22 protein-coding genes are annotated in these 22,822 nt (G+C 71.2%); 9 read left to right on the top strand and 13 right to left on the bottom strand.

Annotated elements, in window-relative coordinates; translation table 11 throughout:
• Positions 1 to 40 precede the first annotated feature (40 nt).
• The 7 genes from rpmE to argS all read right to left on the bottom strand — a co-directional run bounded on the left by rpmE (position 41) and on the right by argS (position 9,792).
• Entirely contained in the window at positions 41 to 262 is a 222-nt protein-coding gene (gene rpmE, locus ACYQ77_RS08995; RefSeq protein ID WP_396110086.1) for a 50S ribosomal protein L31, read from the bottom strand.
• An 837-nt stretch (positions 263 to 1,099) separates the two neighbouring features.
• Positions 1,100 to 3,094: a transcription termination factor Rho gene (gene rho, locus ACYQ77_RS08990; RefSeq protein ID WP_459709320.1), complete on the bottom strand. Its 1,995-nt coding sequence runs from the start codon at positions 3,092 to 3,094 to the stop codon at positions 1,100 to 1,102.
• A 334-nt stretch (positions 3,095 to 3,428) separates the two neighbouring features.
• Entirely contained in the window at positions 3,429 to 4,328 is a 900-nt protein-coding gene (gene thrB / locus ACYQ77_RS08985) for a homoserine kinase (RefSeq protein ID WP_459709319.1), read from the bottom strand.
• Positions 4,325 to 5,398: a threonine synthase gene (thrC, locus tag ACYQ77_RS08980; RefSeq protein ID WP_459709317.1), complete on the bottom strand. Its 1,074-nt coding sequence runs from the start codon at positions 5,396 to 5,398 to the stop codon at positions 4,325 to 4,327. The genes thrB and thrC overlap by 4 nt, the downstream gene beginning before the upstream one ends.
• Positions 5,395 to 6,687: a homoserine dehydrogenase gene (locus tag ACYQ77_RS08975; RefSeq protein WP_459709315.1), complete on the bottom strand. Its 1,293-nt coding sequence runs from the start codon at positions 6,685 to 6,687 to the stop codon at positions 5,395 to 5,397. Before ACYQ77_RS08975 ends, thrC begins: the two co-directional genes overlap by 4 nt.
• Complete coding sequence (lysA, locus tag ACYQ77_RS08970; RefSeq protein ID WP_459709313.1) at positions 6,684 to 8,120, bottom strand: diaminopimelate decarboxylase; 1,437 nt, start codon at positions 8,118 to 8,120, stop codon at positions 6,684 to 6,686. The genes ACYQ77_RS08975 and lysA overlap by 4 nt, the downstream gene beginning before the upstream one ends.
• A gap of 7 nt (positions 8,121 to 8,127) precedes the next feature.
• Positions 8,128 to 9,792 (bottom strand): arginine--tRNA ligase, encoded by a 1,665-nt coding sequence (argS, locus tag ACYQ77_RS08965; RefSeq protein ID WP_459709312.1) that lies wholly within the window; start codon positions 9,790 to 9,792, stop codon positions 8,128 to 8,130.
• Between the two features lie 266 nt (positions 9,793 to 10,058).
• Between argS and ACYQ77_RS08960 the strand changes: the two genes are divergently transcribed.
• The 3 genes from ACYQ77_RS08960 (at position 10,059) to ACYQ77_RS08950 (ending at position 12,255) form a co-directional block, all read left to right on the top strand.
• Positions 10,059 to 10,610: a DUF3105 domain-containing protein gene (locus ACYQ77_RS08960; protein ID WP_459709310.1), complete on the top strand. Its 552-nt coding sequence runs from the start codon at positions 10,059 to 10,061 to the stop codon at positions 10,608 to 10,610.
• Between the two features lie 89 nt (positions 10,611 to 10,699).
• Positions 10,700 to 11,581, top strand: a complete 882-nt coding sequence (locus ACYQ77_RS08955; protein ID WP_459709309.1) for a DUF3105 domain-containing protein — start codon at positions 10,700 to 10,702, stop codon at positions 11,579 to 11,581.
• On the top strand, positions 11,581 to 12,255 hold the full coding sequence (locus tag ACYQ77_RS08950; RefSeq protein WP_459709308.1) for a DUF305 domain-containing protein: 675 nt from the start codon (positions 11,581 to 11,583) through the stop codon (positions 12,253 to 12,255). Before ACYQ77_RS08955 ends, ACYQ77_RS08950 begins: the two co-directional genes overlap by 1 nt.
• A gap of 145 nt (positions 12,256 to 12,400) precedes the next feature.
• Here the strand turns inward: ACYQ77_RS08950 and ACYQ77_RS08945 are convergent, their stop codons facing one another.
• Together ACYQ77_RS08945 and ACYQ77_RS08940 are read right to left on the bottom strand one after the other, a co-directional pair.
• Positions 12,401 to 13,312, bottom strand: a complete 912-nt coding sequence (locus ACYQ77_RS08945; protein WP_459709306.1) for a cation diffusion facilitator family transporter — start codon at positions 13,310 to 13,312, stop codon at positions 12,401 to 12,403.
• A gap of 103 nt (positions 13,313 to 13,415) precedes the next feature.
• The gene (locus tag ACYQ77_RS08940) at positions 13,416 to 13,697 is read right to left on the bottom strand and encodes a hypothetical protein (RefSeq protein ID WP_459709304.1); all 282 of its coding nucleotides are present in this window, start codon (positions 13,695 to 13,697) and stop codon (positions 13,416 to 13,418) included.
• Between the two features lie 83 nt (positions 13,698 to 13,780).
• Between ACYQ77_RS08940 and ACYQ77_RS08935 the strand changes: the two genes are divergently transcribed.
• Complete coding sequence (locus tag ACYQ77_RS08935; RefSeq protein WP_459709301.1) at positions 13,781 to 14,323, top strand: hypothetical protein; 543 nt, start codon at positions 13,781 to 13,783, stop codon at positions 14,321 to 14,323.
• Positions 14,324 to 14,431: 108 nt separating this feature from the next.
• Here ACYQ77_RS08935 and ACYQ77_RS08930 read toward each other — a convergent pair whose 3' ends face one another.
• Genes ACYQ77_RS08930 through ACYQ77_RS08920 form a run of 3 tightly spaced genes read right to left on the bottom strand, consistent with a single transcriptional unit; the run spans position 14,432 to position 17,159 of the window.
• Entirely contained in the window at positions 14,432 to 15,559 is a 1,128-nt protein-coding gene (locus ACYQ77_RS08930; RefSeq protein ID WP_459709299.1) for an AAA family ATPase, read from the bottom strand.
• The gene (gene gndA, locus ACYQ77_RS08925) at positions 15,556 to 16,986 is read right to left on the bottom strand and encodes an NADP-dependent phosphogluconate dehydrogenase (RefSeq protein WP_459709297.1); all 1,431 of its coding nucleotides are present in this window, start codon (positions 16,984 to 16,986) and stop codon (positions 15,556 to 15,558) included. Before gndA ends, ACYQ77_RS08930 begins: the two co-directional genes overlap by 4 nt.
• Positions 16,987 to 17,021: 35 nt before the next feature.
• Entirely contained in the window at positions 17,022 to 17,159 is a 138-nt protein-coding gene (locus ACYQ77_RS08920) for a hypothetical protein (RefSeq protein ID WP_459709295.1), read from the bottom strand.
• 58 nt (positions 17,160 to 17,217) lie between these two features.
• On the opposite strand from ACYQ77_RS08920, the gene tsaA reads away from it, so the two are divergent.
• From tsaA to ACYQ77_RS08905, 3 genes are all read left to right on the top strand, one after another.
• On the top strand, positions 17,218 to 17,622 hold the full coding sequence (tsaA, locus tag ACYQ77_RS08915; protein WP_459709765.1) for a tRNA (N6-threonylcarbamoyladenosine(37)-N6)-methyltransferase TrmO: 405 nt from the start codon (positions 17,218 to 17,220) through the stop codon (positions 17,620 to 17,622).
• A gap of 646 nt (positions 17,623 to 18,268) precedes the next feature.
• Positions 18,269 to 19,312, top strand: a complete 1,044-nt coding sequence (locus tag ACYQ77_RS08910; protein WP_459709293.1) for a flavin-containing monooxygenase — start codon at positions 18,269 to 18,271, stop codon at positions 19,310 to 19,312.
• Positions 19,313 to 19,356: 44 nt separating this feature from the next.
• Positions 19,357 to 19,755 carry a YchJ family protein gene (locus ACYQ77_RS08905; RefSeq protein WP_459709291.1) on the top strand — a complete coding sequence of 133 codons (399 nt, stop codon included), beginning with the start codon at positions 19,357 to 19,359 and terminating at the stop codon, positions 19,753 to 19,755.
• Here ACYQ77_RS08905 and ACYQ77_RS08900 read toward each other — a convergent pair.
• On the bottom strand, positions 19,722 to 20,363 hold the full coding sequence (locus ACYQ77_RS08900; protein ID WP_459709289.1) for a TNT domain-containing protein: 642 nt from the start codon (positions 20,361 to 20,363) through the stop codon (positions 19,722 to 19,724). The genes ACYQ77_RS08905 and ACYQ77_RS08900 overlap by 34 nt on opposite strands.
• A 116-nt stretch (positions 20,364 to 20,479) precedes the next feature.
• On the opposite strand from ACYQ77_RS08900, the gene ACYQ77_RS08895 reads away from it, so the two are divergent.
• Both ACYQ77_RS08895 and ACYQ77_RS08890 read left to right on the top strand, forming a co-directional pair.
• A complete protein-coding gene (locus ACYQ77_RS08895) occupies positions 20,480 to 21,217 on the top strand; it encodes a hypothetical protein (protein WP_459709287.1) in 738 nt (245 codons plus the stop codon).
• A 150-nt stretch (positions 21,218 to 21,367) separates the two neighbouring features.
• Positions 21,368 to 22,810 (top strand): aldehyde dehydrogenase family protein, encoded by a 1,443-nt coding sequence (locus tag ACYQ77_RS08890; protein ID WP_459709285.1) that lies wholly within the window; start codon positions 21,368 to 21,370, stop codon positions 22,808 to 22,810.
• The last annotated feature ends 12 nt before the right edge of the window (positions 22,811 to 22,822 follow it).

Raw genomic sequence — 22,822 nt, 5'->3', positions numbered from 1 at the left:
AACGGCGCCCACCCAGGACGGGTGGACGCCGATCCGCAAGCTACTTGGCCTTCTTCTCCCGCTTGCCGTAGCGGGCCTCGAAGCGCGCGACCCGGCCGCCGGTGTCGAGGATCTTCTGCTTGCCCGTGTAGAACGGGTGGCAGTTCGAGCAGACCTCCACGTGGATGCTGCCCGACTTCTTGGTGCTGCGGGTGGTGAACGTGTTCCCACAACCGCAGGTGACCTCGGTCGTGACGTACTCGGGGTGGATACCGGTCTTCACAGATCTTGCCCTTTCTCGGTGGCCGCCGGGTCCCGAAACAACGTCTGGGGTGAACCGGAGCCGGACTCGACCTAACAGTGTGCCAGATGTGCTGACAGCACCTTCAACACGCCCCGGCCAGGGGATATTCCACCCCCGCGGACCGGCGAAGCGGGCAAAGCCCCACCACCCACGCAGGCGTGCCTGCCATCCCGTCCGGCGAGGACCTCGGAGGGAAACCCACAACAAGGCCAACCACAAAGCGACCCACCAGCCGCACCGACGGGCAAGCCCAAGCCGGGCGCAAGCCCGCCAAAGGACTGCCTGCCTGCCATCCCGTCGACCTGGCGAAGCCCGATCACACCGGGTCAAGGGGGCCCGAAACACGACCCAACCACATGCCCAAAGCCGCCGGGCCCCCTTGACGCGGTGTGATAGCCCTCCGGGAGGTCGACGGGATGGCAGGCAGACCACTCAACAGCAGTCCTTGCCAACCCAGCCCCGTGCACGACCCGCCGCCATCCCGGAGACCAGCCCGTCCGGCGAGGACCCCCCCGGAGGGAAAACCCACCAACAGGAAAACCACCAAGCCAGACCGAACACGAAGCAACCACACCGAGCGAAACGCCGCTGACCAGCGAAAACCAAAAGAAACCGCGCCCCCAGTACGTACGGGCAGCCCCCACCACTCCCGGGGGCACCCCGCTGTCCAGTCTACCGGTGACCACCGACAGGGGGACGGAAGTCGATCTTCCCTGTGGACAACCGGACCACCTGTGGACAACCACGTCCGGTCGCGGACGACGAAGGCCCCGCCAGGACGCGTGTCCCGGCGGGGCCCTTCACCACAAAGGAGGCTCAGTCGTCGTTGACCGACGGTGTGTTCTTCGCCACCTGCATGAGGAACTCGATGTTGGTGCGGGTCTTGCGGAGCTGGGTCAGCAGCAGGTCGATGGCCTGCTGGTTGTCCAGCGCGTGCAGCACCCGGCGCAGCTTCACCGTCACGGCCAGCTCGTCCGGCGAGAGCAGCAGCTCTTCCTTGCGAGTGGAGGACGCGTCGACGTTGACCGCCGGGAAGGTGCGCTTGTCGGCGATCTTGCGGTCGAGGACGAGCTCGGCGTTGCCGGTGCCCTTGAACTCCTCGAAGATCACCGTGTCACCGGCGGAACCGGTCTCGACCAGCGCGGTCGCGAAGATGGTCAGCGAGCCACCGTCTTCGATGTTGCGCGCGGCGCCGAGGAAGCGCTTCGGCGGGTACAGCGCCGTCGAGTCGACACCACCGGACAGAATCCGGCCGGACGCCGGGGCCGCCAGGTTGTAGGCACGGCCGAGGCGGGTGATCGAGTCGAGCAGCACCACCACGTCGTGGCCCATCTCGACCAGGCGCTTCGCCCGCTCGATCGACAGCTCCGCGACCGTGGTGTGGTCCGACGGCGGGCGGTCGAAGGTCGAGGCGATGACCTCGCCCTTCACCGACCGCTGCATGTCGGTGACCTCTTCCGGCCGCTCGTCCACGAGCACGACCATCAGGTAGCACTCGGGGTTGTTCGTGGTGATCGCGTTCGCGATCGCCTGCAGCACGGACGTCTTGCCTGCCTTCGGCGGCGACACGATCAGCGCGCGCTGGCCCTTGCCGACCGGCATCACCAGGTCGATGACGCGGGTGGTCAGCACGTGCGACTCGGTCTCGAGGCGCAGCCGCTCGTTCGGGTACAGCGGCGTCAGCTTGGTGAACTCGGGGCGGTGCTTGGCCTGCTCCGGGTCCAGCCCGTTGATCGTCTCGACGCGCACCAGCGGGTTGAACTTCTGCCGCTGCTGCTCGCCCTCGCGCGGCTGGCGCACCATGCCGGTGATCGCGTCACCGCGGCGCAGGCCGTACTTGCGGACCAGCGACAGCGACACGTACACGTCGTTCGGGCCCGCCAGGTAGCCGGAGGTGCGCACGAACGCGTAGTTCTCCAGCACGTCGAGCACGCCGGCGACGGGCAGGAGGACGTCGTCCTCGCGCACCTCGGTGTCCGGGCTGTCGCCCCGGCCGCCACCACCGCTGCCGCGGCGGCGACGGTCGCGGAACCGGCGACCGCGCCTGCGACCGCCGTCCTCGTCATCGTCGTCGTCCGGGCCGTTGTCGCGGTTCTGGCGCTGGTCGCCCCGGTTGTCACCGCGGTTCTCGCCGCGGTTGTCCTGGTTGCGCCCACCACGGTCGCCCCGCTCGCCACGGTCGCCCCGGTCGCTACGGTCACCACGATCCCCGCGGTCACCGCGGTTGTCCTGGTTGCGGCCGCCGCGGTCGTTGTTGTTGCGGCCGCCGCGCTCCTCGCGCTTCTCGCCCTGCTGCTTCTCGGCGGGCTTCTCCTCGGTGGCACCGCGCTGGTCGCCGCGGTTCTCGCCGCGGTCCTCGCGCTTCTCGCCCTCGGGCGCACCGGCGGAACGGGTCGAACGCCTGCGGCGGTTGCCGTCGCGGCGCCCGCCCTCCTCGGCCTCCTGCTGCTCGGCCTTCGGCTCCGACTCGGTCTTGACCTCGGGCTTCGCGGGCTTCTCCGCGGCCGGGGGCTTCTCGTCGATGCCGAGCGGCAGCGTGTCGGACGTCGCCTTCCCGGCGGGCTTCGACGAGCCGCCGGACTGGCGCTCCTTGATGGCCGCGATGAGGTCGCCCTTGCGCATGCCAGCCGTGCCCGTGATGCCGAGCTGGCCCGCGAGCTCCCGCAGCTCCGCGAGGACCATGCCGGTGAGACCGGCGCGACGCTTCGTTCCCCCGTTTGCGCTGGTGCGCGTGGTTGTCTCGGCCGCACCGGCAGCGGTGTCGACCGTGCCGTTGGCAGTCTCGCTGCCCAGCAGATCAGTGTTGCTCACTCATGTCCTTCCTGACCAGGTCCCCGCCTCCTGAGGTGGACCCGTGAACCAGCGGACCGCCGCACCTCGAACCGAGACGGCGTGCTCCGCGGCCTCGCCAACGCGGAGCGTTAGTCGGTCACCACGGCTTTCGGTATCCGCCAACGTCGACTCCGGCCGGGAAGTGGGCCGAGTCGCCGACTGAACGGAAGATGCGACCCGAGGAAAAGAAAATCCCCGGGAACGACACCGGGCGCCCGTACGCGCGGTGACTGAACGCCCCTGAGGGTAGACGCACACCCGCAGGCGTGCAACAACCGGGGCCAACCGGCGTGGCACATCCCTACAACGTCGGCTACCTGCTGTTTGTTCCGCCCGGCCCGGCGGGCTCGACGACGACGCCCGTCCGGTCCACCGGGAGCGCGCACACGGTGAACCCGGTCGTGTCGACTCCGGACGGCAGCGCCCCGCCGGGCGGCAGCGCGAACACGGTCGGCCCGGCGCCGGAAACCGTTGCGGGGACGCCGTTTTCGCGAAGTTCACGCACCATTCGCATGGTGTCCGGCCACGCGGGCTCGCGGTAGTCCTGGTGCAGCCGGTCCTCTGTGGCGGGCAGCAGGAGACCGGGGTCGACGGTCAGCGCGTGCACCGCAAGCGCGCACCGGCCCGCCGTGAACGCGGCGTCGGTGTGCGGAACGTTGTCGGGAAGCAATCCACGCGTGACAGACGTCGCGGACTCGGTGTCCGGGACGAGCACGACCGGAGCGAGCGCCGAGTGCGGTTCGAGCCGGACGGCGCGGTACCGCGCCCCCTCCGACCAGGCCAGGACCAGCCCGCCGTACAGGGAGGCCGCCGCGTTGTCGGCGTGCCCCTCGAACTCGGCGGCGACCTGCAGCGCGTGGCCGTCCAGGTCCTTCCCGGCGAGCCCGTACGCGGCGGCGACGCCCGCGACGATCGCGGCGGCCGACGAACCGAGGCCGCGCGCGTGCGGGATCGCGTTGTGACACCGGAGGAACACGCCGGGTAGTGGGTGCCCGAGCGCGTCGGCGGCCGCGCGCAGCGCACGCACGACCAGGTGTTTCTCGTCGGTGGGCACGGCACCGGCACCCTCGCCGGTCACCTCGACCCGGGTCTCCTCGCCGGTCACGGTGACCTCGACCGTGTCGTACAGGCCGAGCGCCATGCCGAGCGCGTCGAACCCGGCCCCCAGGTTCGCGGTGGACGCGGGCACCCGGACCCGGATGGGGTTGTTCATGCCAGTTCGAGCGCGGCGGCGACCGCGTGCGGCTCCACCGGGATCGGCTCGACCGGCGCCATCTCCGCCAGCACGGTGTCCGGGTCCTTGAGGCCGTGACCGGTGACGGTGCAGGCCACGAGCGAGCCCTTGGGCAGGCGGCCGTCCGCCGCGGCGGCCAGCAGGCCTGCCACGCTCGCGGCGGACGCGGGCTCCACGAACACGCCCTCCCTGCGGGCGAGCAGGTGGTACGCGGCCAGGATCTGCTCGTCGGTGACGGCGTCGATGAGGCCGTCCGACTCGTCGCGGGCGTTGATGGCGCCGGTCCACGACGCGGGGTTGCCGACGCGGATCGCGGTCGCGATGGTGTCCGGTTCCTTGACCGGCGTACCGGACACCAGCGGGGCGGCGCCCGCGGCCTGGAAGCCGAACATCCTGGGCAGCGAGCCGACGACGCCGTCCCGCGCGTACGCGCGGTAGCCACTCCAGTACGCGGTGATGTTGCCCGCGTTGCCGACCGGCAGGCAGTGGATGTCGGGGGCGCGGCCGAGCGTGTCGCAGATCTCCCACGCGGCCGACTGCTGGCCGACCAGGCGCACCGGGTTGACCGAGTTGACCAGCTCGATCGGGTACTCGACGGCGGTCTTGCGGGCCAGTTCGAGGCAGTCGTCGAAGTTGCCGTCGATCTGCAGGATGCGGGCGCCGTACACCACGGCTTGCGCGAGCTTGCCCTTCGCGATCTTGCCGCGCGGCACGAGGACGGCGCAGGTCAGGCCCGCGCGGGCGGCGTAGGCGGCGGCGGACGCGGACGTGTTGCCGGTCGACGCGCAGATCACGCCCGCGACGCCGGACGCGAGCGCGTAGGTCATCGCGACGGTCATGCCGCGGTCCTTGAACGAGCCGGTCGGGTTCGCGCCCTCGACCTTCAGGTGGATCCGGCTGCCGGTCAGCTCCGACAGGTGCGGCGCCTCGACGAGCGGCGTGCCGCCCTCCTGCAGGGTCACCGGCTTGGCGCCCTCGGGCAGTTCGATCCGGTCCGCGTAGGCCGCGATGACGCCCGGCCAGCCGGACCGCACACCGACGGATGTCATGGCTCTTCTCCTTCGACCCGCATCACACTGGCGACCTCGCGCACCGACGGCAGGCCGGCCACCTTGTCCACTGTGGACCGCAGCGCCTCGTCCGGCGCGTAGTGCGTGACGATCACCAGGCTGGCGTCGCTGCCGCGGCCCTGCTGGCGCACGGCGGCGATGCTCACGTCGTGCTCGGCGAACACCGACGCGACCGACGACAGCACCCCGGCGCGGTCGGCCACGTCCAGGCTGACGTGGTAGCGGGTGTTCACCTGCGCGATCGGCACGACGGGCAGCGCGGCGTACGACGACTCCCCCGGGCCCCGCCCGCCGCTGACCATGTTGCGCGCCACGGCGACGAGGTCGCCGAGCACCGCGCTGGCGGTCGGCGCACCGCCGGCCCCCTGGCCGTAGAACATGAGCGAACCGGCCGCGTCGGCCTCGACGAACACCGCGTTGAACGCGCCGCCGACGCTCGCGAGCGGGTGCGTGCGCGGGATCATCGCCGGGTGCACGCGCACCGCGACGCTGCCGTTCACGCGCTCGCAGATCGCGAGCAGTTTTATCGTCCTGCCAAGGGTTTTCGCCGCGGCGATGTCGGCGGGCGTGACCGCGGAGATGCCCTCGCGGTAGACGTCGGCGGCGGTGACCCTGGTGTGGAAGGCGATGGAGGCGAGGATGGCGGCCTTGGACGCGGCGTCGTAGCCGTCCACGTCGGCCGTCGGGTCCGCCTCCGCGTAGCCGAGCCGGGACGCCTCGTCGAGGGTCTCCGCGTAGCTCGCGCCGGTCGCGTCCATGGCGGACAGGATGAAGTTGGTGGTGCCGTTGACGATCCCCATCACGCGGGTGATGCGGTCACCGGCGAGCGACTCGCGCAGCGGGCGCACCAACGGGATCGCGCCGGCCACGGCCGCCTCGAAGTAGAGGTCCGCGCCGGAGCCGTCCGCGGCGGCGAACAGGTCGGCGGCGTGCTCGGCCAGCAGCGCCTTGTTGGCGGTGACGACCGACTTTCCCTTGGACAGCGCGGAAAGCAGCCAGCCGCGCACCGGGTCGATGCCGCCGACCACCTCGACCACGATGTCCACGTCGGAGGAGATGAGCGCTTCCGCGTCGGTGGTGATCAGGTGCGCCGGGACGTCCGGGTGGCGGTGGGGGCGGCGCACCGCGACACCCGCCAGCTCGACCGGGGCACCGATGCGGGCCGCGAGGTCGGCGGACTGCTCGTGCAGTATCCGCATGACCTGCGTACCGACGGTGCCGCACCCGAGCATCGCCACCCGGATCGGCTTTCGCTCCTCCTGACTCATGAAACCTCCAGGCGCAGCAGGTCGTCCAGGGTTTCCCTGCGCAGCAGCAGCCGCGCCTCGCCGTCGCGAACCGCGACCACGGCGGGGCGCACGAGCCGGTTGTAGGAGCTGGCCATCGCGTAGCAGTAGGCGCCGGTGGCGGCGACCGCGATCAGGTCGCCCGGCGTGAGGTTCTCCGGCAGCCAGCAGTCCCGCACGACGACGTCACCGGACTCGCAGTGCTTGCCGACCACGCGGGACAGCGTGGCGTCCGCGCCGCGCTCCCCCTCGTCGCTGGCCCGCGACACCAGCCTGCAGTCGTACAGCGCGTCGTACAGGGCGGTGCGGATGTTGTCGCTCATGCCGCCGTCGACGCTCACGTACCGGCGCGACGACCCGTGGCCCAGCTCGACGTCCTTGGTCGTGCCCACCTCGTACAGCGTCACCATGCTGGGCCCCACGATCGCGCGGCCCGGCTCGACCGCGATCTTCGGCAGCTCCAGGCCCGCGTGCTCGCATTCCTTGGCCACGATGGTGCGGAGCTGCTCGGCGAGCCAGCCGGGCGGCGGCGGGTCGTCGTCGGCCGTGTAGGCGATGCCGAGACCACCGCCGAGGTCCACGGTGGTCACCGACTCCAGCGCGTCCGGCCCGTGTTCCTTGTGCAGCTCGGCGAGCAGCCCGATCACGCGGTGCGCGGACAGCTCGAACGCGTTCGCGTCGAAGATCTGGGAGCCGATGTGGCTGTGCAGCCCCACCAGCTGGAGGCCGGGCGAGCGCAGCACCCGCCGCACCGCCTCGGCCGCCGCGCCGCCCGCGAGGGAGAAGCCGAACTTCTGGTCCTCGTGCGCGGTCGCGATGTACTCGTGCGTGTGGGCCTCGACGCCGACCGTCACGCGCACCAGCACGTTCTGCGTGACGCCGCGTTCGCGGGCGATCCGGTCGAGGCGGGCGATCTCGAAGAACGAGTCGAGCACGACCGCGCCGACCCCGGCCTCGACCGCCTTGGTCAGCTCCTCGACCGACTTGTTGTTGCCGTGCAACGTGATCCGCTCGGCCGGGAAGTCCGCGCGCAACGCGATCGCCAGCTCGCCACCGCTGCACACGTCGAGCGAGAGGCCCTCCTCGGCCACCCACCGCGCGATCTTCACGGACAGGAACGCCTTGGCCGCGTAGTGCACGAGCGCCGGGTCGCCGAACGCGCGCGCGTGGTCGCGGCAGCGGGACCGGAAGTCGTCCTCGTCCATCACGAACAGCGGCGTGCCGAACTCGGCGGCCAGCTCGCGGACGTCCACGCCGGCGACGCGGACCACGCCGTCGTCGCCGCGGGCCGCGTTCCGGGGCCAGATCTCGGCGTTCAGCCGGTCCAGTTCGGCCGGACCGGACGGCCGCGGGCCCGCGGTGTTGCTGGGCAGCAGGACTTCTGCGTGGCGGGGTCCCGCCGGGTGAGCGCGCACGGGAGAGCTACATCCGTTCTGGTGCTTCGACGCCGAGCAGGCCGAGGCCGTTGGCCAGCAGCTGGCGGGTGGCGCCCGCGAGAGCGAGGCGGGCGGTGGTCAGCGGGGTGACGTCCTCGTCGCCCTTCGGGAGGATCCGGCAGCTCTCGTTGAACTTGTGGTACGCGCCTGCCAGTTCTTCCAGGTAGCGCGCGACCCGGTGCGGTTCTCGCAGCTCGGCGGCCGTGCGCAGGACCTCAGGGTACTGGCCGATCGTGCGGATCAGCTCACCCTCCCGCTGGTGGGTGAGCAGACCGAGGTCCACCTCGGTGTCCTTGTCCGGCACCGCGATGCCGAGGTCGGCCGCGTTGCGGGCGATCGACGACAGCCGGGCGTGCGCGTACTGCACGTAGAACACCGGGTTGTCGCTGGTCTTGCGGGACCACAGGTCGAGGTCGATGTCGATCGACGCGTTCGCCGACGACCGGATCAGCGCGTACCGCGCCGCGTCCACGCCCACGGCGTCGACCAGGTCGTTCATGGTGACGATCGTCCCGGCGCGCTTGCTCATCCGGACCGGCTTGCCGTCGCTGACCAGGTTCACCATCTGGCCGATGAGTACCTCGACGGTGTCCGGGTCGTCGTCGAGCGCCGCGGCGGCGGCCTTGAGGCGCGCGATGTAGCCGTGGTGGTCGGCGCCCAGCATGTAGATGCACAGGTCGAAGCCGCGGCCGCGCTTGTCGGCGAAGTAGGCGATGTCACCGGCGATGTAGGCCGGGGCGCCGTCCTTCTTGATGACCACCCGGTCCTTGTCGTCGCCGTACTGCGTCGACCGCAGCCACCACGCGCCGTCGGAGAAGTACAGGTGGCCCTTCTCCTTGAGCTGCTCGACGAGCTCGCCGACCGCGCCCGACTTGTGCAGCGAGTCCTCGTGGAAGTACACGTCGAAGTCGGTGCGGAAGTTGTGCAGGTCGGCCTTGATCTCGTCGAACATGAGGTTGACGCCGATCTTGCGGAAGACCTCCGCGCAGTCCTCGGGCGGCAGCGAGAGCGCGCTCGGCTCGCGGCGCAGCACCTCGGCCGCCACGTCCGACAGGTACGTGCCCGCGTAGCCGTCCTCGGGCGGCGGCTCCCCCTTCGCGGACGCGATCAGGGACCGGACGAACCGGTCGATCTGGGCGCCCGCGTCGTTGAAGTAGTACTCGCGGGTGACGTCACCGCCCTGCGCGGCCAGCACGCGGCCCAGCGCGTCACCGGCCGCGGCCCAGCGGGTGCCGCCGAGGTGCAGCGGACCGGTCGGGTTCGCCGAGACGAACTCGAGGTTGATCTTGCGGCCCGCCATGAGGTCGCCGTGGCCGTAGGACTCGCCCTGCGCGAGCACCTGCCGGACGATGTCGCCCTGCGCGTCCGCGGCGATCCGCAGGTTGAGGAAGCCGGGGCCCGCGACCTCGGCGCCCGCGATGCCGTCCTTGCCGGTGAGGGCCTCGGCCAGCCAGTTCGCCAGGTCCCGCGGCGGCACGCCGACCTTCTTCGCGACCTGCAGCGCGAGGTTCGTCGCGTAGTCGCCGTGCTCCGGGTTGCGTGGCCGCTCGATCGTCACGGCGGGCGGCAGGGCGGAGGCGTCCAGGTCTCGGCTGGTCAGCACGTCGGTGGCGACGGAGCGGACCAGGTCGGCAAGTGCTGCGGGAGTCACCCCGGGAAGTCTAGGTAGCGTGCGCGCACCCGATAGAGTCGCCTCGGCCATACCGTGATGCTGACGTCCACAGGAGGCGGGTCGCCATCGAATTCCGGGTCGGCAGGCTGGCTGCCATCGCTGCTGTTCTGATCTCCCTCGCGGCCTGCTCGGTCGAACGCGCGGGCACCCCGACCTCCGGCGACCGGGGTGCGTCCGGGGCGCCGTCGGAGTCGCCGTCGGAGTCGCCGTCGGAGACCCCGCGCGGGTCCGCCGGGTCCGAGTGGGTGCCCGGCCCGGACAACGAGGACCCGTCGACGGACATCGAGGGCGTCGTCGTCACCGAGTACGACGCGGTGCACGCCCTGCCCGGCCAGCGCGTGGCCTACACGAAGGCGCCGCCGGACGGCGGCAGGCACGACCAGCTCTGGGCCACCTGCAACGGTGTCGTCTACGACACCGCCGTCCGCAACGAGCACATGGTCCACTCCCTGGAACACGGCGCCGTCTGGATCGCCTACAACGCCGACGAGGTGCGCGGCGGCGACCTCGACGCGCTCGCCGACCGCGTCGACGGCCACCCGTACATGATGATGTCGCCCTACCCCGGCCTCGACCAGCCGATTTCGCTGCAGGCGTGGGGCCACCAGCTCAAGCTGTCGGGCGCCGGCGACGAGCGCATCGACCAGTTCATCGCCGCGCTGCGGGAGAACGAGTACACGACGCCGGAGCCCGGCGCCCCGTGCGACGCCGTCGGCCCGGAGTTCGACACGACGAACCCGCCGCCGTTCGAGACGGACCCGCCCGGGCCGGACGCGGCACCCGTAGACGGTCCGTGACCACCCTCCGTTGACGCCCACCTGACACGGTGTCCTTACACTGGGCGGTCGGAGACTCCCTGTATTAGTGAGACAAGGACCGGCACCGGATGGCCAGCGGAACGAAGAGCAAGGGCGCGAGCAAGCCCAAGGGCAAGAGCGGCAGCGTCAACAAGGCCCGGCGTTCCGTCGTCGGTACCGCGCGCAAGCCCAAGCCCTGGGGCATGATCATCGGGATCATCGTCATCATCGCGCTCGCGGGCGGTGTCTTCACCTACGCGTTCATGGAGATCGACGCGAAGGAGAAGTGGGTCGTCTCCGAGGACAACCAGGACCCGTCGGAGAACATCCCGGGTGTCGTCCGCGAGGACTACGAGGCCGGTCAGCACGTCAGCGCCGAGCAGCGCGTGGCCTACGACCAGAGCCCGCCGTTCGGCGGCCCGCACGACAACGCGTGGGCGGAGTGCAACGGCACGGTCTACCCGAACCCGGTGCGCACCGAGAACATGGTCCACTCCCTCGAGCACGGCTCGGTGTGGATCGCCTACAACCCGGACAAGGTCAAGGGCAAGGACCTCGACACGCTGAAGGCGAAGGTCGAGGGCCAGCCGTACATGCTGATGTCGCCGTACCCGGGCCTGGACAAGCCGATCTCGCTGCAGTCGTGGGGCCACCAGCTGAAGCTGACGAGCGCCACCGACGAGCGCGTCGACCAGTTCATCAAGTCGCTGCGGCAGAACAACTACCAGAACCCGGAGCCGGGCGGCCGCTGTGACGCCCAGGGCACCGGCTTCGACGTGACCAACCCGCCGCCGTTCGTGGCCGAGGCGCCCAAGGCGGGCGACCCGAACACGGTCACGATGGACGGCAAGGGCGCGACGGACGCCACCGACGAGGAGATGAACGGGCAGACCCCGCCCGCCTCCGGCACCACCCCCGCTCCGCCGGCCTCCGGCGCGTCGACGGCACCGTCGACCGCGCCGAGCCAGTGATGCCGGGTCCGTCGAGCCGTACGTTCGTCCTGATCGCCGCGCTGGTCGCCGTGCTGCTGGTCGGCGCGGCGGGCGGGATGCTGATCAGCAGGGGCACCACCGGCGACGACGCCACCCCGAGCGCCGACTCGGTGGACGTCGGGTTCGCCCAGGACATGCGGGTCCACCACCTGCAGGCGGTCACGATGGCCGGCATCGAGCGGGACAACACGTCCGACCCGATCCTGCAGGGCTTCGCGTTCGACGTGGAGTCGACGCAGCTGGCCCAGTCGAGCGAGATGGCGGGCTGGCTGACGGTGTGGGGCTACCCGCAGCTGCCGGAGGTCGGGGCGCCGTACATGAAGTGGATGAGCGAGGGCGGCACCCACACCCACTCCAACGGTGAGGGCGGCAAGACCACGGGGGCCGTGCAGCGCATGCCCGGCATGGCCACCAGCGACGAGCTGAACAAGCTGCGCAAGCTGTCCGGCAAGGAGCTGGACGTGTTCTTCCTCCAGCTCATGCTGCGCCACCACGAGGGCGGGCTGGAGATGGCCCAGTACGCGGCCGACCACGCCGCCCGCGGTTACGTCCGCAACCTCGCGGAGAAGATCGTGGCGAGCCAGGAGAACGAGACCAAGCTCATGAAGAGCTACCTCGCGGAACGGGGCGCGCAGCCGCTGCCCTTTCCGTAGGGCGGCGGCCTCCGGCCCCCGGCATCCAGCGTAGCGGCGGCCACCGACAGAACCGCGGTCGCGCGGAACCGCCTGTGGACAACTGGGCCCCGGCGGTCGTCCTGAAAGGCGCGTTCACGACAGCGGACGCGTCCTGCCTGGTCGGTCACCACTGCAGTTCGTGGCAGGTCTTCGCCGCCGTGCCCGACTCGACCTGCAGGGTCGCGTGTTCCAGCTGGTACTCGCGCGCGAGCAGCTCGCGGGCGGCGGCCAGGATCGCGGACTGGTCGCAGTCCGGGCCGACGGTGAGGTGCGCCGACGCGACCTCCATCCCCGAGGTCAGCGTCCAGACGTGCACGTCGTGCACCTCCCCCACCCCGGGCAGCCCACCGAGCGCCGCGGTCAGCTCGTCCACGTCGACCCGTTCCGGCGCGTGCTGGAACAGGATCCGCAGCGACCGCCTGGCGAGCGTCCACGTGCGGGGCAGCACGAACAACCCGATGGCGACACCGATCACCGGGTCCGCGTACCGCCACCCGAACAGCAGCGTGACCAGCCCCGACACCAGCACGCCGATCGACCCGACCATGTCGGCGACGACCTCGAGGTACGCGCCGCGCAGGTTGAGGCTCTCCGCGGCGCCGGCACGCAGCAGCAGGAACGCCACCACGTTGGCCGCCAGCCCGAGTGCCGCGACCACGGCCACCGGTCCGCCGGGCACCTCCGGCGGCGACGAGAACCGCGTGACCGCCTCGTACAGCACGTACCCGGCGACCCCGAACAGCAGCACCGCGTTCGCCAGGGCCGCGAGCACCTCGGCGCGGTAGAGCCCGAACGTCCGCGCGGACGAGCGGCGGGCCCGGCGCGCCGCCACGATCGCGGCCAGTGCGAGCCCGACACCAAGGACGTCGGTGACCATGTGGGCACCGTCGGACAGCAGCGCCAGCGAGCCGGTCGCGATGCCGGTCGCGATCTCGACCACCATGAACACCGCTGTGACGGCGAACGCGGCGGCCAGCCGCCCGGCGTGCCTGCCGGACGCGCTCGCGGGCATCCCGTGCCCGTGTCCGTGCCCCATGACCACAACATATAGTCACATGCGCATGAATTCAACTGGACCTGTGCTTCACCGGCACCGCGCGCCACGTCGAGATCACCGGTGCCGCCCTCGGCCGTGCCGGCTAGCCCACCAGCTTCGCGGCCACCGACACCCGGAAGTGGAAGTCGGTCGTGGCGCCGGCGACCTCGACCACCCACGTGTCGTTGCCGATCTGGAAGACCTCCCTGCCGCGCTGGTTCATCGGGTGCTCCGGCTTGTACTCCTTCGCCAGCGAGTAGGCCAGGGTGCGGGCCTTGTCCCGGTCCTCGCAGCGGGTCTTCCTCGTGAGCATCCAGCGGTAGGAGTCCCGCCCGAAGCCGGCGGTCTCCTCCAGGAGCACGTACCACGCCAGGTCATCAGCCACGAACACGCAAGTTAGAACAATTCGTGTCCCGCCATGTCCGGAACGGCCATAATCCGGTCATCACCGTTCCTGGGGGAGGTCCGATGGCCAGAGCCGCTCTCGCCGCACTGCTCGCCTGTGCACTGGCCCTGGCCGGCTGCGCCTCGCTCGCCGACCTGGGCAAGCTGCAGCAGGAGCTGGACAAGGCGGGCTACTCCGCCACGTCGATCAACCACAACACCACCAACGGCAACTCGGTGCTGAGCATCGAGGTGTCGATGCCCGACGCGGTGCCCACCGACGAGGACGCGGAGCAGGTCGCGGAGATCGTCTGGACGAAATACCAGGGCGACTTCGACCGCCTGGTGGTCGTGATGAACGGCGCGCCCCGCCTGGACGTCACGCCGGACGACCTCGCGAGCCGGTTCGGCGAACGCCCGGCGGGCGCGACCGGGCCGGCCGAGGACGGTGGCGGCGGGTCGAACACGCTGACGATCGTCCTGATCCTCGTCGGCGCCGCGGTCTTCGCCGGGCTGATGGTGCTGCTCTGGCACCGCGGCCGCAGGCCACCGCCACCGGTCGCACCGCCGTCGGCGTACCAGCCGGGCGGGCACTTCCAGTACCCACCGCAGCCGCCCCAGGGCTAGCAGACCGCCGTCCTTGTCGTGGGCGGCGGCGTGGAAGGGGAAGTCGGTGGTCGCCCCGGGCATGCCGTCCGCATGGGTCCCGTCCCGGTGCTCCGTCACGCGCGCGGGCTAGCGCTCCGGCCAGTGCCAGGAAGGCTGGTCGAGCAAACCCTGGCCGTCGAGGGTGGTGGTGCTGTCGGTCTTGACGAGCGTCAGCACGGTCGCCTTCGGCATGGCGTCGACGAGTCGCGCCGAGTGCGTCACCACGACCACCTGCCCCCGCGCCGCCGCACCGGTGATCAGCTTCGCCAGTGACGGCAGCAGGTCCGGGTGCAGGCTCGTCTCCGGCTCGTTCAGCACCAGCAACTCCGGCGGCCGCTGGGTGAGCAGCGCCGCCACCCACAGCAGGTAGCGCAGCGTCCCGTCGGACAGCTCGGCGGCGTCGAGCGGGCGCAGCAACCCGTGCTGGTGGAACCGCAACCCGAACCGGCCGTCGTGGTCCACGACGTCCACCCGTGAGCCGGGGAACGCGTCGGCGACCGCGTCGTCGAGCTCCGACCACGCGCCCTGCTCCATGATCGTGCGCAGCGCGGCGGGCAGGTCGGCGCCGTCGTGGCCCAGCACCGGGGTGCGCGTGCCGATGCGGGACTGCCGGGCGGGCGCGTCGCGGTCGGTGCGGAAGTGGTCGTAGAACCGCCAGGACCGCATCCGTTCGCGCAGCAGCAGGACCTCCGGCTCGGCCAGCTCGCTGAGCATCGAGTCGGTGAGGCCGATCTTGCCCGGCGCGCCCCACGCACCGGTCGCGTCCCTGGCCCGCACCACGTTGCGCGCGCGGTCCGCCAGCAGCGCGGACGGGCGCAGCACCCGGCCCGTCCACAACGCCTCGCGCTTGAACTCGGGGTCCAGCCCGAACATGGTGTTGGCGGGCACCGGCATGCCGAGGTCCAGCGCGTAGCCGTACTCGTCGCCGCCGAACCCCAGCCGCAGCGCCACCGGCTTGGTGCGCACGGTGCCCTGCACCGGACGGCCCTTGCGCACCTTGCCTTCCGGGCCGGCCCACAACGTCGACGCCAGGCCGCCCTCACGCGCGAGCGCGGCGACCGCGCCGTTGCGGGCCGCGTCCGCGAGCAGCCGCAACGCCTTGTACAGGCTGGACTTCCCCGCGCCGTTCGCCCCTGTCACCACGGTCAGCGGTGACAGGGGCAGGACGAGCTGCCGCAGTGAGCGGTAGTTCTCGACGGCGAGGGTCTGGATCACGCCTCGACTTCGCGCCTGTCGTCGGACCACAGGGTGTGGAACGTGCCCTCCTTGTCGACGCGCCGGTACGTGTGCGCGCCGAAGAAGTCGCGCTGGCCCTGGATCAGCGCCGCGGGCAGCCGCTCGGCACGCAGCGCGTCGTAGTACGCGAGCGCCGACGAGAAGCCCGGCGTCGGGATCCCGGCCTGCGCCGCGTGCACGACGACCCGCCGCCACGACTCCTGGCCCTCCGCGACCGCGTCCCGGAAGTACGGCGCGACCAGCAGCGACTCCGGCCGCTGCCCGTCGTAGGCGTCCTTGATGCGGTCGAGGAACCGGGCGCGGATGATGCAGCCGCCGCGCCAGATCGTCGCCATGGCGCCGAGGTCGATGTCCCAGCCGTACTCCTCGCTCGCCGCGGCCATCTGGTCGTAGCCCTGCGCGTACGCGACGACCTTCGACGCGTACAGCGCCTTGCGGACGTCGTCGACGAACGTCTCGCGGTCGACCCGCGGCACCGAACCCGGGCCGGGCAGCGCCGCCCGCGCGGCCGCGCGCTGCTCGGGGTGCGCGGACAGGGCACGCGCGAACGTGGCCTCGGCGATGCCGGTGACCGGGACACCCAGGTCGAGCGCGGTCTGCACGGTCCAGCGGCCGGTGCCCTTCTGCTCGGCCTGGTCGACGATGACGTCCACGAACGGGTTGCCGGTCGCGGCGTCGACGTGCGCGAGCACCTCGGCGGTGATCTCGATCAGGAACGACTCGAGGTCGCCGGAGTTCCACTCGGCGAAGATCTCCGCCAGCTCCTTGGGCGACGCGCCGAGGCCGTCGCGCAGCAGGTGGTACGCCTCCGCGATGAGCTGCATGTCGGCGTACTCGATGCCGTTGTGCACCATCTTGACGAAGTGGCCCGCGCCGTCCGGACCGACGTGCACGCAGCACGGGGTGCCGTCGACCTGCGCGGCGATCTTCTCGAACATCGGGCCGAGCGTCGCGTAGGACTCCTTCGAGCCGCCCGGCATGATGCTCGGGCCGAGCAGCGCGCCCTCCTCGCCACCCGAGACACCGGCGCCGACGAAGTGCAGGCCGTGCTCGCGCAGCTGGGCCTCGCGGCGGCGCGTGTCGGCGAAGTGCGCGTTGCCGCAGTCGATGACGATGTCGCCCTCGTCGAGGAGCGGGATCAGCTCCTCGATCACCGCGTCGGTCGGTGCGCCCGCCTTGACCATGATCACGATGCGCCGCGGCCGCTCCAGTGCGGCCACGAAGTCGGCGACCGACTCGGTCGGCACGAAAACGCCCTCGTCACCGTGCTCCTCGACGAGCGACCGGGTACGTGCGGGCGTGCGGTTGTGCAGCGCGACGGAGAACCCGTTCCGCGCGAGGTTGCGGGCCAGGTTGCGGCCCATGACCGCGAGCCCGGTGACACCGATCTGTGCCTGAGTTGCCATGGTGCACACTCTGCCGCAGCACGCTCCGTGACGCATCAGCCCTCGTCAGGCGGCTCCAGCTCCTCGCGGAGGATCTCGTCGATCTTGCGGGAGGCGCGGCGCAGGGCGCGGACGCCCGCGACCACGAGCACGACCAGTACCGCGGCACCGATCGTGATGGTCAGTGCGACCATGGGGTCATTCCGCCGTTTCCGTTGTGCCGCCCGCGATTGCGCACCCTACTCGACCAGAATGTGTTGTGTGGAGATAAGAGCTGTCGGATATGTACGGTCCACGCTGAGCGACCGCGCCACCGCACCGAAACAGGGCGACGAAGGCGCGCCGGACGCGTGGCTGGAGTTCTCGCCGGAATTCGCGGACGCCGCACGGGACCTCGAGCCCGGCGCGGACGTGCTGGTGCTGACGTGGCTCGACCGGGCGGACCGGGACGTGCTGGTCGTACACCCGCGCGGTGACCTTTCCCGCCCGCCGACCGGGGTGTTCGCCACCCGATCGCCGGACCGGCCCAACCCGATCGGATTGCACCGGGTGACCATCGTGCGCGTCGACGGGGTGCGCGTGCTGGTCAGTGACCTGGAAGCGTTGGACGGCACCCCGATCGTGGACGTGAAACCGGTCCTGGGCACGGAACGCTGAGTTGTCCACAGGTGGCCCGGTTGTCCACAGTTCCGCGCAGCGCCCTGGAATTGTCGGTGGTCACCGGTAGACTGGCATGGCGGGTGGCCCCCGGGATCGGGTGGGGGTTGCCATCGCGCGCGCGAGCGGTGTGCACCGACCACGGCATGCCGGGCGCTGCGCGCCTGGCCCCGCGAAGCCGGGCGCGCAGCGTCCAAACCCCGCGAAGCGAGGCGAAGCCCCCAACACCCACTGAGAGGTGCCTGCCATCCCGTCGACCTGGCGAAGCCCGATCACACCGGGTCAAGGGGGCCCGAAGCACGAACCAACCACATACCCAAACCCCCGGGCCCCCTTGACGCGGTGTGATAGCCCCGTGGGAGGTCGACGGGATGGCAGGCACCACCACGGACACCAGTCCTTGCCAAACCAGCCCCGTGCAAGACCCGCCGCCATCCCGGAGACCAGCCCCTCCGGCGAGGAGGCCCGTCCGGCAGGACGCCCTCCGGCGAGGACGCCCGTCCGGCGAGGACACCACCCAGGACGGGGACAACCCAGGACGGAGACCACCCAGGACGGGGACAACCCAGGACCGCGAACCCCACGCAAGGCATGTGATCCCGGACCTCGGTGAAATGCGCTGACCGCGGCCGATGTTGTACGTGGCATGCGGGAAACGGACGTCGTCGTGATCGGGGCCGGGCAGGCTGGGCTGTCGAGCGCGTACTTCCTGCGCCGCGCGGGGATGGACTTCGTCGTGCTGGACCAGAACGCCGCGCCCGGTGGGGCGTGGCGGCACCGGTGGCCGTCGTTGCGGATGGCGACCGTGCACGGGATCTTCGACCTGCCCGGCATGCGTTTCGCCGCACCGGACCCCGCCGACCGCGCTGCCACCGCCGTGCCCGCCTACTTCGCCGCCTACGAGCGCGAGTTCGACCTCGACGTCCAGCGGCCCGTCACCGTCACCGCCGTGCGGGACCTCGGGGAACGCCTCGGGGTCGAGACCGGTGCGGGTGACTGGGCCGCGCGTGCGGTGATCAACGCGACCGGCACCTGGACGCACCCGTTCTGGCCGCACTACCCCGGCCGCTTCGACGGCACGCAGCTCCACACCGCCGACTACCCCGGCCCGGACGCGTTCGCGGGCAAGCGGGTGCTGGTCGTCGGCGGCGGCACGTCCGCGGTGCAGATCCAGCTGGAGCTGGCCGAGGTCGCCGACACGTTCTGGGTGACCCGCAGGCCGCCGGAGTTCCGGACCGAACCGTTCACCCACGAGTACGGCCGCGCGATCATCGCCCGGGTCGACGAGCGGGTCCGGGCCGGGCTGCCGCCGGAGAGCGTGGTCGCCGCCACCGAACTGTCGCTCACGCCCGAGGTCGTGGCCGCGCGGCGGAAAGGGTTGCTGCGGCGGCGTCCCATGTTCGACCGGCTGGTGCCGCGCGGGGTCGCGTGGGCCGACGGCACGACGCTGGACGTCGACGTGATCCTCTGGTGCACCGGCTGGCGCGCCGCCCTCGAGCACCTCGCGCCGCTCGGGCTGCGCGGGCCAGGCGGCGGCATCGTCATGGACGGCACGCGGGTCGTCGCCGAGCCGCGGCTGCACCTCGTCGGGTACGGCCCGTCCGCGAGCACGGTCGGCGCGAACCGGGCCGGGCGCACCGCCGTGCGGGAGATCCGCCGGCACCTGGGCATCCCGGCCGCCGTGGCATGACCCGGTGTGCATCACCCGATGGTGTGAGGCAGCAGAATAGGCGGGTGCCAAACGCGACATACCGGTGTCCGTGCGGGACACCGCTCACCTACGCCGAGTGCTGCGGTCGCTTGCACGCGGGCGCCGCGAACGCCCCGACCGCGGAGGCGCTGATGCGGTCCCGCTACAGCGCTTTCGCGACCGGCGACGCCGGGTACCTCCTGGACAGCTGGCACCCGGACACGCGCCCGCGCACCCTCACCCTCGACCCGGCCCGGGAGTGGCTGCGGCTGGAGATCCTCGCGACCACGGGCGGCGGGTTGCTGCACACCGAGGGCACGGTCGAGTTCCGCGCGCACTACCGGCACTCCACGCACACCGGTGTCCTGCACGAGCTGAGCCGCTTCACCAGGACCGACGGCCGCTGGGTCTACGTCGACGGGGACACGACGCGGCCCAGGTAGCCGTTGTCCACCAGCCACATCACCGACAGCCGGTCCGGCGCGCCGGGCACCAGCGCACCCGACAGCTGGTACTGCAGCCCGCCGCCGGTCTGGAAGAACCACGGCGCGATCGGGCCCGCCTGCACGGCGAACGGGCGCAGCACCCGGTAGCGGTGGTAGTTGCAGCCCGCGGCGGGGGTGCCGACCAGGTTCGACGGCGGGATCGAGCGCGTCGTGTACGGCAGGCCCGCGGGTGCCAGGAAGGCGCCGTACTCGCTGCCGTACCGGTCGATGAGCCAGCCGGTGGACAGCGACTGCACCCACTTCACGGGTTCGCCGTCCGGGCCGGCGGCGTACCCGTCGTCGGGCGGGTAGCGCCAGCTGCCCGCGTCCGCGTCGTAGTAGCGGTCCAGGAACACGTCCACCGGCCGGTGACCGGTGCGGCTGTACCCGATCAACTGGACCCCCACGGCGCCGAGCTTCGGCAGTTCCAGCGGACCGAGCCGGGCGTCCCCCGCGTACAGCTCGGCCGAGCACTCGGTGAGCGACACGGGCGCCGCCTGCGCGGGCGGTGCCAGTACGAACGTCAGCGTCAGCAGACCCGCCAGCAGGGCGGCGATTCTTCTCATGTCCCGACGCTGCCAGGTGATCGGCGTGCGGCGGAACCGAAGCCACCCGATCGAGTGCCGGCGTCAACCGGTGTGGTCAGTGGTGTCACCGGCCGGCATCGGGGTACACCACACGGGTGGCCGATCCCATCACCGACGAGCGTGTCGCGTCCGTGCTGCGGACGTTCGTGCGGAGCTGCGAGCCCGTGCTGCCCCGGCTGCGCGACATCGACGCGGACGTGGCGCCCGACGACACCGAGGTCGACCAGAACCTGCTGCGCAAGGTCCGCCACCGCCTCAAGGAGGTGCGGTGGCCGGGTTCGGCGTCGTGGGCGCGGATGAACGTGGAGGAACGCGCGCACTGGTGGGTCAACCGGGTCGGCAAGCTCACCGCGCTCGCCGCGTCGGTCACCGGGCTCGCCGGTGCGCTCGGCGACCGGCTGCCGCTGCAGGACGTGCTCGGCGCGGCCGGGCAGGGGCTACTGTTGTGCGCCATCGCGGGTGAGCACGGCGTCGACGACCGCGAGACCAGGGTGCGGCTGCTGGCGGCGGTCCTGTTCGAGCGCGACCTCGACCCGGCGGCGGGCGCCGCCACACCAGACCCGGAGACGCCGCCCGCGCCACCCGACGACCGCCAGGTGGGGTTGAAGTCGGCCGCCAAGTGGTTGTGGCGCCAGGGAAGGCTGCTCCTCGCCGTCCAGGACGAGCTGGAGAAGCGCCCGCACGGGCGGTTCTACCACCGTGCGCTCGGCATGCTGCCGGTCGTCGGCCTCGCCGGTGACTACCTCGGGGAGCGCTCCGCGCTCAAGCGCGCGGCCAAGGCCGCGGACCGCTGGTTGCACGAGAAGGGTTTCGATCCGAATCCCGTGCGGTGAGTGGCAATTTCTGGTAATGCGCGGGGCAATTGCCGTGATCTACCGTCAGTTACCGGGTAACCCCCTTGCGTGACTCAATCCCGCCACCAATAGGTTACGAACCCACACCGTTTGTAGGTCTGGGGAAAACGTGACGGGAGCATGAAGCGCATGCCGAGCAAGCAATTCATCGCCGGGGAATGGCGCACCGGTTCGATGGACAAGGTTCTGGTGGACCGCAACCCGTTCGACGGGTCGACGATCGCGGAGTTCAACTGCGCGAGCGTCGCGGACGTCGACGAGGCATACCGGGCCGCGGAGCGCGCCAAGTCCGAGTGGGACAGGGTGAACCCCTACGCCAAGCGGACTGTGTTCGAGCGGGCGGTCCGGTACGTCGAGGACCACACCGCGGAGATCGTCGAGACGATCGTCGACGAGCTCGGGGGAACCCGACTGAAGGCACACTTCGAGATCGGCCTCGTGATCGACATGCTCAAGGAGGCCGCCACCTACCCGCTGCGCATGGCGGGCCAGATCCTGCCGTCGCCCATCGACGACAAGGAGAACCGGGTCTACCGGGAACCGGTCGGCGTGGTCGGGGTGATCAGCCCGTTCAACTTCCCGTTCTTCCTCGGCATGAAGTCGGTCGCCCCGGCACTCGCGGCGGGCAACGGCGTCGTGCTGAAGCCGCACGAGGACACCCCGATCATCGGCGGCACCCTGTTCGCCGAGATCTTCGAGGCCGCCGGGCTCCCGTCCGGCCTGCTGAACGTGGTGATCACCGAGATCCCCGCGATCGGCGACGCGTTCGTCGAACACCCCGTGCCCCGCGTCATCTCGTTCACCGGCTCAGCCGCGGTGGGCAGGCACGTGGCCGAGGTCGCGGTCCGCAACTTCAAGAAGCCGCTGCTGGAGCTCGGGGGCAACAGCGCACTGATCGTCCTCGCGGACGCGGACCTCGACCTGGCCGTGGACGCGGCCGTGTTCAGCCGGTTCACCCACCAGGGCCAGGTCTGCATGTCGGCCAACCGGGTGCTCGTGCACCGGGACGTGTTCGACGAGTTCGCGGAGCGCTACGTCGCGAAGGCGGCGTCGCTGCCGGTCGGCGACCCGCGCGACCCGGAGACCGTCATCGGCCCGCTCATCAACCAGCGCCAGGCCGACCGGCTCGCCGAGCAGGTCGAGCAGGGCATCGCCGAGGGCGCCCGCCCGCTGCTCCGCGGCGAGGTCAACGGCACCCTGTTCCACCCGACGGTGCTGACCGACGTCACGCCGGACATGTCCGTGATGCAGGAGGAGATGTTCGGCCCGGTCGCGTGCCTGATCCCGTTCGACACCGACGACGAGGCCGTGGCGATCGCCAACGACACGAGGTTCGGGCTTTCGGGCGCCATTCACACCCGCGACCTCGACAAGGGCGTGGAAATGGCGAAACGGGTCCACACCGGGATGATCCACGTCAACGACACGACGATTCACGACGAGCCGATCGTGCCGTTCGGCGGGGAGAAGGAATCCGGTCTCGGCCGCATGAACGGCGACTGCAGCCTGGCCGAGTTCACCACGCTGAAGTGGATTTCCGTGCACCGCGGCCGCCGCCAGTTCCCGTTCTGACCGCACCCGGCG

The organism is Actinophytocola sp. KF-1, from assembly GCF_054661535.1.
This window is presented reverse-complemented; position numbering and strand designations above follow the sequence as displayed.